The sequence below is a fragment of the Tenacibaculum sp. 1_MG-2023 genome, assembly GCF_030547425.1.
Classification (GTDB): domain Bacteria; phylum Bacteroidota; class Bacteroidia; order Flavobacteriales; family Flavobacteriaceae; genus Polaribacter.
Map to the genome: position 1 here is coordinate 57,665 of NZ_JAUORH010000012.1, position 14,129 is coordinate 71,793.

The following is a 14,129-nucleotide window of genomic DNA, read 5'->3' on the forward strand; positions in this document are numbered from 1 at the left end:
CAAAAAGGGGCTTTGCGTTTTGAACAAAATTCTCTCGCGAAGAATAGACACATTGGTGAGTGTCTTTAAATGTTCGCCGCAAAAGTAACCTTAATATTTTAATTATGAAAAAACAAATTCTAAATTTAGGTAAAGCTTTAAAAAAAGCGGAACAAGCTCAAATTAACGGAGGTAAAGTGCAATGTATTACTCCCTGGAGTAATGGAGAATGTACTGAATATGGTTTACAATGTGCTGAACCAAAGTGTAGATTAATTTTATTCCCTTAATAGTAGATAATTATTATGAGAAAATCAATTTTAAACTTAGGTAAAGTTTTAAATAAGACGGAACAGAAGCAGGTTAATGGAGGAACTGCTAGGTTTTGTCAATGTGATCGTGAATGTGGTAGCGGACATCACTGCTGCAGCTATAGATGTTATGCTATTGATGCCTCTAACTACCCAACAGGAAATTGTCCTCCCCTTTTATGTCCTATAGATATAGAATAACTATTTATAAAAAAGGACACTTATTCAGTTGGTATCTGAAAAAAAGATTATAAATAAAATAAATGTCTTATTTAAGACTATTAACTAAACAATAATAATTCAATTATGAAAAAATCAATTTCAAACTTAGGTAAAGTTTTACATAAAGCGGAACAAATCCATATTAATGGAGGCAGAAAACAATGTGATAAAAACAGAGACGGTGTATGTGAAGACCATGGAAGACACTGTGCAGAGTTTTATTGTAGTTTTATTCTATAACCAAAAAACTTAATCATGAAAAAATCAATTTTAAGCTTAGGTAAATCTCTTAGTAAAAAAGAACAAAAGTTAATTAATGGGGGTGGGGCTGTCGGGTTTTGTGACATAAATGGTAACTGCCCTTCTGGTCAGTATTGTGAAGGAATATATTGTTACACTAATGATACTGGTGGAGGCGGAGGTGGAAATAACAACAACTGTACTCATCCTTGGGAATTTTGTCCTGATGGAAGTATCAGTTGTACAGGATGTTAAACTAAAAAACAAAAACATGAAAAAACAAATTTTAAATCTTGGAAAAACTTTAAATAAAATAGAACAGAAGCTAATTAATGGAGGAAAAGAAATTCCTGGTGGATGTAGAACAGATAAAGGATATTATTGGCATCCATTGGAAAGATGTTGTTGGACTGATCAATATAATTGCTGTTATGGAACACCTGAATGTCCTGCTCCTTACCTATAAACCTCAAAACAAATAATCTTATGAAAAAATCAATTTCAAACTTAGGAAAAACTTTAAATAAAGTAGAACAAACTATAATTAACGGAGGCAATCCAGGACATTGTACAAAATTTGATTGTTACAATCCATATACAAAAAAATGGAGCTGTGTTCTTTCTGCTGAATATTGCCCATACTAAATTCAATAAGAGTATAGTTTAAAAAAAGAGTAAAATTTTACGTATTTTACTCTTTTTAATCTTTTTTATATATAATTCATTGAAAAAATTCCCAAATTACAAACAAACTGAGGCCAAAGATTGTGGACCAACTTGCATAAAAATCATAGCTAAGCACTATGGTAAAACTATTAACACACAACAACTAAGAAGTCTTAGTGAAACCACTCGAGAAGGTAGTAGTCTACTCGGTTTAAGCGAAGCTGTAGAGTCCATAGGTTTTAAATCTTTAGGTATAAAATTAGCTTTCAGTAAACTTAAAGAAGCTCCTTTTCCTTGTATTGTTCATTGGAACAAGAATCATTATGTAGTTCTTTATAAAATAAAAAAAGATACTGTTTATATTTCTGACCCTGCTCATGGACTCATTACTTTTACTAAAGAGGAGTTTATTCAACACTGGATTGGAAACAACGCTGATGAAAACACAGAAGAAGGTATTGCCTTATTAGTAGAACCAACTCCTAAATTTTATCAAGAAGAGTTTGAAGAAGATGAAAAATTTGGCTTTTCATTCATTTTCAAATACTTATACAAGTACAAAAAGTTTATAGTTCAATTAATTATAGGACTTTTAGCAGGAAGTTTACTACAATTAATATTACCATTTTTGACTCAAAGTGTAGTTGATGTAGGTATTAAAAATCAAGATTTAAACTTTGTATATCTAATTTTATTTGCTCAATTATTTTTATTCGTAGGAAAAGCTTCCCTAGAAATTATTCGAAGTTGGATTTTACTTCATCTAAGTACTCGTATCAATATATCTTTAATTTCTGACTTTTTCATCAAGTTAATGAAATTACCTATCTCCTATTTTGATGTGAGAATGACAGGCGATTTACTACAAAGAATTAACGACCATAAACGTATCGAACGAATATTAACCACATCGTCTTTAACTGTTTTATTCTCTTTTTTTAATCTGATTATTTTTAGTTTAGTATTAGGATATTACAGTATACAAATATTTGGAGTCTTTGTATTAGGAAGTATTCTGTATTTTGGATGGGTATTGTTTTTCTTTAAAAAACGAAAGGAATTAGATTACAAACGTTTTTCGCAAGTAAGTCAAGAACAAAGTAAGGTTATTGAACTTATTAACGGAATGCAAGAAATTAAGCTCCACAATGCTGAAAGACGCATGCGCTGGAATTGGGAATATGTACAAGCTCGTTTATTTAAAGTAGCTACCAAAAGTCTTGCTTTAGAACAAACACAAAGCGTAGGTTCAAATTTCATTAATGAACTTAAAAACATGTTTATCACCATTCTATCTGCAAAGCTAGTTATTGATGGTCAAATCACTCTGGGGATGATGATGGCAATTAGCTATATAGTTGGTCAATTAAACGGGCCAATTACACAACTAATTAATTTTATGAGAGATATACAAGATGCACAAATCTCTATAGATAGGCTAGGTGAAATACATAACATGGAAGATGAAGAAAAACCTGGTGATGAAAAAGTAACTACAATCCCAGATAACGCATCTATAAAACTAAATAATATTTCATTCAGATATACAGGTGGTTTAGAACCCGTTTTAAAAGATTTATCCCTTGAAATTCCTGCAAATAAAACAACCGCAATTGTTGGAGTTAGTGGAAGTGGAAAAACCACATTAATGAAATTACTTCTTGGTTTTTATCAAGTTGACCAAGGGGATATTATGATTGACAACTTCAACTTAAAGAATGTTTCACAAAAAGAGTGGCGAAGAAACTGTGGAGTTGTGATGCAAGAAGGGTATATTTTTAATGATTCTATAGCTAAAAACATAGCTGTAGGAGAAGATTATGTTGATAAAGAAAAATTAGCTCATGCAATCGATGTTGCAAATATTGGAGACTATATTGAAGGCTTACCATTAGGCTATAATACGAAAATTGGTAGTGAAGGAAACGGGTTAAGTACAGGTCAAAAACAACGATTATTAATCGCCAGGTCTGTTTACAAAAATCCGAAGTTCTTATTCTTTGACGAAGCTACTAGTGCTTTAGATGCCAATAATGAAAAGGTTATCATGGGAAAACTTAATGAGTTTTTTGCCGACAAAACAGCTGTGGTAATAGCACACCGATTAAGTACTGTAAAAAATGCACATCAAATAGTTGTACTTGAAAAAGGAAAAATTATTGAAAAAGGAAGTCATGAAGAACTAATCAACCTAAAAGGAAGTTATTATCATCTAGTTAAAAACCAACTAGATTTAGGTAAATAAAATATTCACTCGCGAAGAATAGACACAAACCTTGAGTGTCTTTAAACGGTTCAAGGATTTTATCAAACTTAAATTATTTTAAAATGAAAAAATCAATTTTAAACCTAGGAAAAGCTTTAAACAAAGCTGATCAAAAATTAATTAAAGGAGGTCGAATCTCAGCACACGGAGGTTATCAGTGTTGTAATGCTTGGGGGTGTGGCGCTTGTGTAACTGGTTCTAGTGAAGACTGTAGTGGTTATGGTGAAGATGTCTATGGAAGACATTGTACAGTTAATGAAGAAATAAAAATAGCCTAATTATGAAAAAATCAATCTTAAACTTAGGTAAAACCCTAAACAAAATACAACTAAAACAAATTAACGGAAGTAACGAACCTTGCCCCTCGACAAGTTGTTATTTTGGTCCTCCTGATCCTTTGATGGGTGACGCTATTCATTGTGGTTCTTGTCAAGATTACAACAGTCTCCCGCAAGAATGTAAAGGTAGAGTTTTAGTAAGTTACGAATGCTTTCCTAGATAGAAAGTTCTAAAACTAACATCATAAAAATCTCTCGCAAAGAATAGACATAAACCTTGAGTGTCTTTAAACTGTTCAAGGATTTTATCAAATTTTAAATATTTTAATTATGAAAAAATCAATTTTAAACTTGGGAAAAGTTTTAAATAGAGATGAACAACAATTGATTAACGGAAAAGAAATGCAACCTGATCCTTGTGATGATGGATGTATAATTAATGGAATTTGCGTTTCAAAAGGTTTTTTTGGATGCAGATAAATCATTGAATAACAAAAAAAGTAGACATATACCTTGAGTATTTAAAGATGTTCAAGGTATATTAAATTTTTAATTTTTTAAATTATGAAAAAATTAATTTTAAACTTGGGAGAAACTTTAAACAAACCTGAACAACAATTAATTAAAGGAGGAAAAGTAATTGGATTCTCCTGCTCAAGCATTTTTTTTTGTGCCTTAGATTGCCAAGAAGGTGATGCTTGTGCTGTACCGAATGGCATGGGTGGAGTTAATAGAGGTATTATAAAAAACGGACAATGTTGTCCTTCTTAACTTTTTAAAATCAATAATTATGAAAAATTCAATTTTAAACTTAGGAAAAGCTTTGAATAAAGCTAAACAAAAAAATATTAATGGTGGTTTTGGTGGTACAACGATGGGAGACTGTTTAGTTCCAGACCCTAACAATAATAACGAACCTTTACTTGTAGGTCACGCCCCTTGCGACGGGGTAAGTATGTGCCCTGCTCAACCTGACTATGGGTTTAATTCCCCTTACCCCCCTATGTGCTTCGCTTTTTAAAACCATAATTATTCACAAAACATAAAGGGAGGGACTAACTCTCCCTTTATTACAAACTAAAAGATGCCAAACAATACTCAAGATATAGAAGTTAGAAGTGAAGAAGTTCAAGAAATTTTAACTCATGTACCTAACTGGATGATTCGTTGGGGTAACACCTTGCTTCTTGGACTTATCATAATGTTATTATTTATTTCATGGTTTGTGAAATATCCTGACGTTATTTCCACCGAAGTAATGGTTACTACCTCTACTCCACCTGAAAAAATTTATGCAAAATCAACAGGTCAATTTGAAACTTTTTTAACAAGTGAAGGAAAAGGAGTATCTGAAGGTGATGTTTTGGCTGTAATTGAAAACAGTGCTTCATACAAAGATGTCTTATTACTAAAGAGTATTGTAGATACTATTGAAATGAATCAACAAAAGTTCTTTTTTCCTATTGATAAAGTTCCTCCGTTAATTTTAGGTGATATAACCTCAAGCTACTCGCAATTTGAAAACGACTATTCTGAATATGTTTTAAACGAAAAATTAACTCCGTTTAAATCTGAAAACTTTGCAAACCAAATGTCTGTTATAGAAGCAAGAGGTAGACTACAGATTTTACTATCACAAAAAGAGCTAAACTTAAAAGAGTTAGAGTTTAAAGAAAAGGATTTGGAACGTAGTCGAAAAATGTTTGGTCAAGGAGTTATTTCTGCCAAAGAAAAAGACCAAAAAGAAATAGAGTATTTACAAGCGAAACGATCATATAAAACTCTTGAATCATCTATCTCACAAATAAGAGAGCTGATTAATAATTCTGCCAAAAATTTAGAAGGAACTTCTATTAAGAAGACACAACAAGATACCCGATTAAAAAAGAAAGCCATTCAATCTTTCTTATACTTAAAAAAAGCCATTAAAGATTGGGAAAAACAATATGCTTTAACCTCTTCAATAGATGGTAAAGTATCCTTCTTATCTTTTTGGAATAAAAATCAAACTGTTAATACGGGTGATTTAATATTCACCATTATTCCTAACAAAGGAAACTCTTTTATTGGTAAAATTAAAGCTCCGGCTGCTAACTCTGGAAAAATAAAAAAGGGTCAAAAAGTTCAAATTAAGCTTTTAAATTATCCATCCGATGAATTTGGCGAATTAAACGGAGCTGTAAAATCTATCTCACTAATTCCAAATGAAGAAGGAAATTATTTAGTTGATGTCGAATTACCTCAAAACTTAAAAACCACCTATGATAAAACAATTCCTTTCAGACAAGAAATGAAAGGTGCTGCGGATATAGTAACTGAGGACTTACGATTGATAGAGCGTTTTTTCTATCAACTTAAAAATATTATTAAATAAAAAATTAGACACAAACCTTGAGTGTCTTTAAATGTTCAAGGAATTATTAACCCTCGAAATTTTTCTATTATGAAAAAACAGATTTTAAACCTCGGAAAATCCTTAAAAAAGTCAGAACAAATACTGATTAATGGAGGTACTGGTTGTGTAATTTACACACCTGTAGAGTGTTCTGCTTGCGGTGGTTTCTCTTTACCTAACGGATGCTGTTTAGGTTCTTATGAAACACATGCTTGTTTAGGAGAAGATGTTCCTCAATAAGAGAGTTCATTTACTATTATTTTAGTTAAATCATTCCTAGGTTTAGACCTATTTATTTTTAATTAGTTTTAAACCTAGGATAAATTTAGACTAAGTATAGCACCTATTTAATAATAGATCATAAATTTATTCTAATAAAACATCACCCAATAATATTTACTCGCGAGGAATAGACACAAAACCTTGAGTGTCTTTAAATAATTCAAGGATTATTAAATATTAAATATTTTTAATCATGAAAAAATCAATCTTAACCTTAGGTACAGCTTTAAGCAAAGCTAATCAAAAACAAATTAATGGTGGAGTAGCACAAGGTTGCTATCAAGACGGCAGAAAATGCTGCCAAACTGGTCCAGGAGGGCACACTTTCTGTGATGCTGGTAGATGTGATAGATTTGGGTGCATCTGGTACTAAGCCTAAAATAAATAATAATCTTAAAATTTAAAAACATGAAAAAATCAATCTTAAACTTAGGTAAAGCCTTAAATAAAGCTAATCAAAAACAAATTAATGGAGGAAGAAGCTCTAGCTGTAACACATATTCTGGGCCACCATGTTATGGTATAAACAATGGGGTTTGTGGCACTTGTTCTCAGTATCAAGCACTACCTCAAGAACATAAAAGTTGTGTTCTTGTTCACGCTGACTGTGAAGAAAATAACCCTTCTTAACTATAAAACATTTTTATATAAAAAAGCATATTTTAAATTTAGGCATAACTACTATAAACAAAGTAAATTAATGGAGATTTCAGTAAAGAAGGAACTTAATTCGATTATGTTCTTTGTTATATAAAAAGCACATATAAATGGTTATGTTTAACTGGATAGCAATGCTAAAAGAGAAACAAATTAAAATCTTTCGCGAAGAATAGACACAAAACCTTGAGTGTCTTTAAATAGTTCAAGGATTATTAAATATTTAAATTTTTTAATCATGAAAAAATCAATCTTAAATTTAGGTAAGACTTTAACCAAAGTTGAACAAAGGAGTATCAATGGTGGTAGACCTATTGAATGTTATTCTAATCCTATCTGCCCTCCATATGGATGTTGTATAGTAAGAGGAAGTACATGTCAAGTTATTGACCCAGATGGAACTCAGTGCTATTAAACTTACCTACAATATTAAACTACCTTGATTCCAAGGTAGTTTTTTCTTTTTATCTTGTATCTATCCATAAAAAACCACTAAATTAGCAGGCTTGCTAAAAAGCAAATTTTAGCAGTTTAATTTGTTATTTAATATAAAAGTAGAAGAATTATGAGTCCGAATGATGACAGAAAAATTAGAGAAAAACTACAGCAAAAAACTTGGAACGAGATAAAAACAAATGACTCTTGGGCAATATTTAAAATCATGTCTGAGTTTGTAGAAGGTTATGAAAAGCTAAGCAAGATTGGTCCTTGTGTATCAATTTTTGGATCAGCACGTACAAAAACTGATGATCCTCACTATAAATTAGCAGAAGAAGTAGCCTTTAAATTAACACAAAATGGTTTTGGAGTAATTACTGGTGGAGGACCAGGTATTATGGAAGCTGGTAATAAAGGAGCCCACAGAGGAAAAGGTACCTCAGTAGGGTTAAATATTGACCTTCCTTTCGAACAACATGATAACCCTTGGATTGACAAAGATAAAAACCTAAATTTCGATTATTTCTTTGTTCGTAAAGTAATGTTTGTAAAATATTCTCAAGGTTTTGTTGTGATGCCTGGTGGTTTTGGCACAATGGACGAGCTTTTTGAAGCAATTACTTTAATTCAAACTAATAAAATTGGACGTTTTCCTATTGTTTTAATTGGTCGAAAGTTTTGGTCTGGCTTATTAGACTGGATTAAAAACACTTTAATTGAAGAAGGTAATATTAGTGAAAAGGACCTAAATTTATTCAGAGTCGTAGATACCGCTGATGAAGCTGTTGAACACTTTAATAAATTCTATGCTAAATATCAACTGAAACCAAACTTCTAAAAATACTTATCTTTAAGGCTCGTTGAATTTACAACGAGCTTTTTTATTTTCACAAAGTTTATGAAACTTAAATGTTTTCTATAAAACTTTTTAAACCGACTTTATATAATATTGAAACAGAAAATACTCCTTTTAGTATGTACTATCATCTTATATTGCTTTAAAATAGTAGCACAAGAAAACTCTGTTGAAATAAAAGCCAAATTAGATGTAAACAAGGATGTAATTCATGTCTTACAAAAAACAACCTTTTATAATCACTCTTCATCTACCTTAGATCGTATTTTTTTACATAATTGGGCAAATGGTTACAAAAACGATGATACTCCCTTAGCTAAACGTTTCATTGAAGATTACAAAAAAAACTTTTACTTTTCAAAAGAAAAAGATAGAGGTTATAGTAAAATACGAAACTTAACTGTAAACTTTAAGCAAGTTTCATTCAAAGAGAAAAAAAATCAGCAAGATATTATTGAAGTACTACTCAACGAACCTTTAAAACCAAAAGATAGCTTAATAATACGCACGTTATACTCTGTAAAAATTCCTAATGCAAAATATACAGGATACGGAAAAACTAAAACAGGATATCATCTACGATTTTGGTATATAGCTCCTGCCATTTATAATAAAAAATGGCAATTAATGAGTAACTTGAATTTAGATGATTTATATGAAGAACTTTCTAATTATAATATCTCCATAAACATCCCAAAAAAATACCACATTGAAAGTAACTTATATCAATATAAAACCGAAAATGATAACTACACCAATTATTATCTAGTAGGTTCCAAAAAAAAGGACATTATACTACATATTGATTCTATAAAAACTTTCAAATCTTTTAAATTAAAAGACAAAGAAATAAAAACGGACGCCTACTTAAGAAAAATTTCTAATGAAGAAACAACCAAAATCATAAATCGACAGATACAATTCATAGAAGATTTTATAGGAAAACACCCTCACCCAGAAATCCTTGTAGATTCACGTACTATTAACAAAAATTCGTTACATGAAATTTACGGTCTTCCTAGTTGGTTGAAACCCTTTCCAAAAAATTTTAGATGGGAAACTGGATTTTTTAAAGCACTTACTCAAAAATATTTTGATGATGTAATTATCCAAAACCCAAGAAAAGACTATTGGTTAACTGATGGGTTACAAACATTTTTAATGATGGAGTATGTAAAAAAATATTATCCAAATGTTACTTTTCTTGGGAAATACTCCAACTATTGGCCTATAAAAACCTACAACATTGCTCAGCTAAAACAAAACGACAAATACCCACTTGTTTATCAATTCAGCTCTCGTAAGTTTTATGACCAAGCTTTAACTACCTCTAGTGACTCTCTTTCTAACTTTAACAAAAAAGTTGTTAGTAAATACAAAGCTGGTTTAGGAATTAAATATTTATACGATTTTGTAGGGGATAGCATTTTAAAAAATGCTGTAAAAGAATTCTATATTCTAAACCAATTAAAACCTTCAAGTAGTAAATCCTTTGCTGAAACCCTTCAAAAAAAGACTTCAAAAGATTTGAAATGGTTTTTTGGTGATTATCTTACTACTGATAAAAAAATTGACTACAAAATAAAAAAGATAGCCTACACTAAAAACAAAGACTCTCTATTAGTTACAATAAAAAACAAAAGAAACTTTATAGCTCCTGTAGCACTTTATGGTGTTCAAAAGAAAAAAATAAAACTTAAAACTTGGGTTACCAATGTAGACTCTACCAAAACAGTAAAAATTAAAAGAGGAGATTTTAATAAACTAGCTTTAAACTATGAAAACAACTATCCTGAATTTAATTCTCTAAACAATTTTAGAAACGTAAATAATAGCATTATAAGCAAGCCTATTCAATTTCGTTTTTTTAAAGATTTTGAAAACCCCTATTACAATCAATTGTTCTATTACCCAGACATTAAATATAATTTATATGATGGATTAATTCTTGGTGTTAACATTAACAATAAATCACTTGTCAATCATAATTTTCAATTTAGTTTAACTCCTAACTACAGTCTCAAAAGTAGAAACTTTACCGGATCATTCTCTGTAAGCTATAATCATTTCTTAAGAGACTCCAAGCTTTATAAAATACGATATGGTATTTCGGGTAGCAACTTTCATTATGCGCCAGAATTAGGTTATAATACGTTAAGTCCATTTATTAATTTTCAATCTAGAAGAAACACACTCCGTGACATCGGCTCAAAATCTTTAACCGTTCGTTTAGTTAGTATCGATAAAGAAGTAGCTCCCAACGATATTCAAAGTGATCGAGATAAATACAATATTTTCAACCTACGTTACATCAACAATAAATTTGATGCCATACACAGAATTCGGTATGCAGCTAACCTAGAAATAAATTCTAACTTCAGTAAAGTATCAACCGATTTTCGTTATCGAAAGTTTTTTACAGCAGACGAAAGTTTTGAAATTCGTTTTTTTGGCGGCCTCTTTTTATCTAATAAAACAGAAGGAGATTATTTCAGCTTCGGGTTAAATCGTGGAAATGATTATTTATTTGAACAAAACCTATTTGGACGCTCGGAAAACGAAGGGATTTTTAGCCAGCAATTTGTTGTAGGCCAAGGAGGTTTCAAATCTAAATTTAATAAACCTTACTTTGCAAACCAACTTATCACAGCTATTAATACTAGTGTAAGTGTTTGGAAATGGGCTGAAATTTATAATGATGTTGCTCTTTTAAAAAACAAAAACACTTCTCCTAAGTTTTTTTATGAAAATGGTATACGTTTAAATTTCCTTCCTGAGATTTTTGAGTTTTACCTACCTGTATACACCAACGAGGGGTTTGAAATTAATAAGAGCGCTTATCCTTCAAAAGTTAGATTCATCATCACAACAGATATTGATAGAATTTATAATTTTATTAGAAGAGGTATATTATAGATACTTCAATAATTTTCTTTTTTTTCTTGTTTTATTGAAAGATATTCAATAAAAATTCAAATTTTTAAATTTCAACTAAAAAACCTATCTTTGTAACCATACCTAAATTAGATGATTATGACGCAAAATACCGAAATAGCTAATACTCAACAGCTTTCTTTTCAAGATTTTAAAAATGAAGTTTTAAAAGACTATAGAACTGCTCGCATTAGTCGAGAATGTAGTTTATTAGGAAGAAGAGAAGTTTTAACAGGGAAAGCTAAATTTGGAATTTTTGGTGATGGTAAAGAAGTTCCACAGTTAGCTATGGCAAAAGCTTTTCAAAATGGAGATTTCAGATCCGGTTATTATCGTGATCAAACATTTATGATGGCTATTGAGCAATTAACTCCACAACAATTTTTTGCTGGTTTATACGCTCATACTGATATTAATGTTGAGCCAATGTCAGCTGGACGTCAAATGGGAGGACATTTTGCAACGCATTCTATAGATGAAAATGGAAACTGGAAAAACTTAACAGCTCAAAAAAACTCATCGGCAGATATTTCTCCTACTGCGGGTCAAATGCCTCGTTTATTAGGATTAGCACAAGCATCTAAGATTTACAGAAATGTTGAAGGTTTAGAAAAACACACTAACTTTTCTATCAACGGTAATGAAGTTGCTTGGGGTACTATTGGTAACGCTAGTACTAGTGAAGGCTTATTCTTCGAAACAATCAATGCTGCAGGAGTTTTACAAGTTCCAATGATAATGAATGTTTGGGATGATGAGTACGGAATTTCAGTACATGCACGCCATCAAACCACAAAAGAAAGTATTTCTGAAATCTTAAAAGGGTTCCAACGCGAAAACGAAACCAATGGGTATGAAATTTTTGTGGTTAACGGTTGGGATTATGTTCAGTTAATTGACACTTATAATAAAGCTTCTCAAATAGCAAGAGAGCAACACATACCTGTGTTGATTCATGTAAAGGAATTAACGCAACCACAAGGACACTCAACTTCTGGCTCACACGAACGCTACAAATCTAAAGAACGTTTACAATGGGAACAAGAGTTTGATTGTATTGCGCAAATGCGTAAGTGGATTTTAGAGTTTGAATTAGAAAGTGAAGATGGAGAAACTTTAAAATTTATTGATTCTGAAGAAGATTTAATAACTATTGAAAAAGAAGCAAAAAAAGAGGTAAGTAAGGCAAAGCGTGATGCTTGGAGTGCTTATACAAATGAAATAAAGGCAGAAGTAGCTGAAGCTGTTTCTTTATTAGAAACCATTGCTCAAAAAAGCAACAATGGTTCTTTTATTACAAAATACAAGAATGATTTAGCTGCTATTTCAGAACCTATTAGAAAAGATATTTTAGTTGCTGCTCGTAAAACTTTACGTTACTTAAGAGATGAAGATTTTGCTGAAAAAATAGCACTTAAAAACTTCATCAAAGCTTCAATTGATAAAGCTGCTGTAAAATATTCAGCTCATTTAGTAAGTGAAACTGAATTAGCTACTGAAAATATTACTGCTGAAGCTCCAACTTATGCTTCAGAAAAAAATATTGTAGACGCTCGTGTTATTATGCGTGATAATTTTGACGCTATTTTAGCAAAGCATCCTGAAGTATTAATTTTTGGTGAAGATGCAGGGTATATTGGAGATGTAAACCAAGGGTTAGAAGGGCTACAGGAAAAATTTGGTGAGTTACGTGTTTCTGATACAGGAATTCGAGAAGCTACCATTTTAGGTCAAGGTATTGGAATGGCAATGCGTGGATTACGTCCTATTGCTGAAATTCAGTATTTAGATTATTTATTGTATGCTTTACAAATTATGAGTGACGATTTAGCAACGCTACGTTATCGTACTTTTGGAAAGCAAAAAGCTCCATTAATTATCCGTACCCGTGGGCATCGTTTAGAAGGAATTTGGCATTCAGGTTCACCAATGGGTGGAATTATAAACAACATTAGAGGTATTCATGTATTAGTTCCTCGTAACATGACTAAAGCTGCTGGTTTCTATAACACTTTATTAGAAGGTGACGATCCTGCTTTAGTAGTAGAATGTTTAAATGGGTACCGTTTAAAAGAAGAATTACCAACTAATTTAGGAGACTTTAAAACTCCAATTGGTGTTGTTGAAACAATCAAAGAAGGAACAGACATTACAATTATTTCTTATGGTTCTACCTTACGAATTGTTGAAGAAGCTGCTAAAGATTTAGCGCAGGTAGGTATAGATGTAGAAATTGTAGATGCGCAAAGTTTATTACCTTTTGATATTAATCACGATACCGTAAAGTCGGTAGCTAAAACTAATCGTTTGTTAGTTGTTGATGAAGATGTTCCTGGAGGAGCTTCAGCATATTTATTACAAGAAATTGTTGAAAACCAAAATGGTTACAGACACCTAGATAGCAAACCGCAAACCTTGACTGCAAAAGCACACAGACCTGCTTATGGTACTGATGGAGATTACTTCTCTAAACCATCTGCAGAAGATATTTTTGAAAAAGTATACGAAATTATGAACGAAGTAAACCCTTCTAAATTCAAGAGTTTGTATTAGTAGAAAATAAAGAACTTCGACTCAAAGTAAAAAAGAGATTAATCTCGTGAAT

Annotated in this window: 17 protein-coding genes; all 17 read left to right on the forward strand. The window is 31.2% G+C overall.

The window, feature by feature from the left end; genetic code table 11:
* The first annotated feature begins 104 nt into the window (after positions 1-104).
* The 17 genes from Q4517_RS09725 (at position 105) to Q4517_RS09805 (ending at position 14,077) form a co-directional block, all read left to right on the forward strand.
* A complete protein-coding gene (locus Q4517_RS09725; protein WP_303508597.1) occupies positions 105-269 on the forward strand; it encodes a hypothetical protein in 165 nt (54 codons plus the stop codon).
* A gap of 327 nt (positions 270-596) precedes the next feature.
* Positions 597-752: a hypothetical protein gene (locus Q4517_RS09730; RefSeq protein ID WP_170137048.1), complete on the forward strand. Its 156-nt coding sequence runs from the start codon at positions 597-599 to the stop codon at positions 750-752.
* A gap of 15 nt (positions 753-767) precedes the next feature.
* On the forward strand, positions 768-1,007 hold the full coding sequence (locus tag Q4517_RS09735; RefSeq protein ID WP_303508600.1) for a hypothetical protein: 240 nt from the start codon (positions 768-770) through the stop codon (positions 1,005-1,007).
* Positions 979-1,218, forward strand: coding sequence for a hypothetical protein (locus Q4517_RS09740; RefSeq protein ID WP_303508602.1), 240 nt, complete (start codon positions 979-981; stop codon positions 1,216-1,218). Before Q4517_RS09735 ends, Q4517_RS09740 begins: the two co-directional genes overlap by 29 nt.
* Before the next feature lie 20 nt (positions 1,219-1,238).
* Entirely contained in the window at positions 1,239-1,397 is a 159-nt protein-coding gene (locus tag Q4517_RS09745) for a hypothetical protein (RefSeq protein ID WP_303508604.1), read from the forward strand.
* A gap of 79 nt (positions 1,398-1,476) precedes the next feature.
* Positions 1,477-3,663: a peptidase domain-containing ABC transporter gene (locus Q4517_RS09750; protein WP_303508608.1), complete on the forward strand. Its 2,187-nt coding sequence runs from the start codon at positions 1,477-1,479 to the stop codon at positions 3,661-3,663.
* 83 nt (positions 3,664-3,746) lie between these two features.
* Positions 3,747-3,962 (forward strand): hypothetical protein, encoded by a 216-nt coding sequence (locus Q4517_RS09755; protein WP_303508611.1) that lies wholly within the window; start codon positions 3,747-3,749, stop codon positions 3,960-3,962.
* Positions 3,963-4,292: 330 nt separating this feature from the next.
* Positions 4,293-4,442, forward strand: a complete 150-nt coding sequence (locus Q4517_RS09760; RefSeq protein ID WP_303508613.1) for a hypothetical protein — start codon at positions 4,293-4,295, stop codon at positions 4,440-4,442.
* A gap of 84 nt (positions 4,443-4,526) precedes the next feature.
* Positions 4,527-4,733: a hypothetical protein gene (locus Q4517_RS09765; protein WP_303508614.1), complete on the forward strand. Its 207-nt coding sequence runs from the start codon at positions 4,527-4,529 to the stop codon at positions 4,731-4,733.
* A gap of 19 nt (positions 4,734-4,752) precedes the next feature.
* Positions 4,753-4,983 carry a hypothetical protein gene (locus tag Q4517_RS09770; protein WP_303508618.1) on the forward strand — a complete coding sequence of 77 codons (231 nt, stop codon included), beginning with the start codon at positions 4,753-4,755 and terminating at the stop codon, positions 4,981-4,983.
* Between the two features lie 63 nt (positions 4,984-5,046).
* Positions 5,047-6,336: an HlyD family secretion protein gene (locus Q4517_RS09775; protein WP_303508622.1), complete on the forward strand. Its 1,290-nt coding sequence runs from the start codon at positions 5,047-5,049 to the stop codon at positions 6,334-6,336.
* A gap of 69 nt (positions 6,337-6,405) precedes the next feature.
* The gene (locus Q4517_RS09780; RefSeq protein ID WP_303508625.1) at positions 6,406-6,597 is read left to right on the forward strand and encodes a hypothetical protein; all 192 of its coding nucleotides are present in this window, start codon (positions 6,406-6,408) and stop codon (positions 6,595-6,597) included.
* 235 nt (positions 6,598-6,832) lie between these two features.
* Entirely contained in the window at positions 6,833-7,012 is a 180-nt protein-coding gene (locus Q4517_RS09785; RefSeq protein WP_303508628.1) for a hypothetical protein, read from the forward strand.
* Positions 7,013-7,047: 35 nt separating this feature from the next.
* Positions 7,048-7,269, forward strand: coding sequence for a hypothetical protein (locus Q4517_RS09790; RefSeq protein ID WP_303508630.1), 222 nt, complete (start codon positions 7,048-7,050; stop codon positions 7,267-7,269).
* Between the two features lie 592 nt (positions 7,270-7,861).
* Positions 7,862-8,572, forward strand: coding sequence for a TIGR00730 family Rossman fold protein (locus Q4517_RS09795; RefSeq protein ID WP_303508632.1), 711 nt, complete (start codon positions 7,862-7,864; stop codon positions 8,570-8,572).
* A 111-nt stretch (positions 8,573-8,683) separates the two neighbouring features.
* On the forward strand, positions 8,684-11,506 hold the full coding sequence (locus Q4517_RS09800; RefSeq protein WP_303508634.1) for an aminopeptidase: 2,823 nt from the start codon (positions 8,684-8,686) through the stop codon (positions 11,504-11,506).
* Positions 11,507-11,623: 117 nt separating this feature from the next.
* The gene (locus Q4517_RS09805; protein ID WP_303508637.1) at positions 11,624-14,077 is read left to right on the forward strand and encodes a thiamine pyrophosphate-dependent enzyme; all 2,454 of its coding nucleotides are present in this window, start codon (positions 11,624-11,626) and stop codon (positions 14,075-14,077) included.
* The last annotated feature ends 52 nt before the right edge of the window (positions 14,078-14,129 follow it).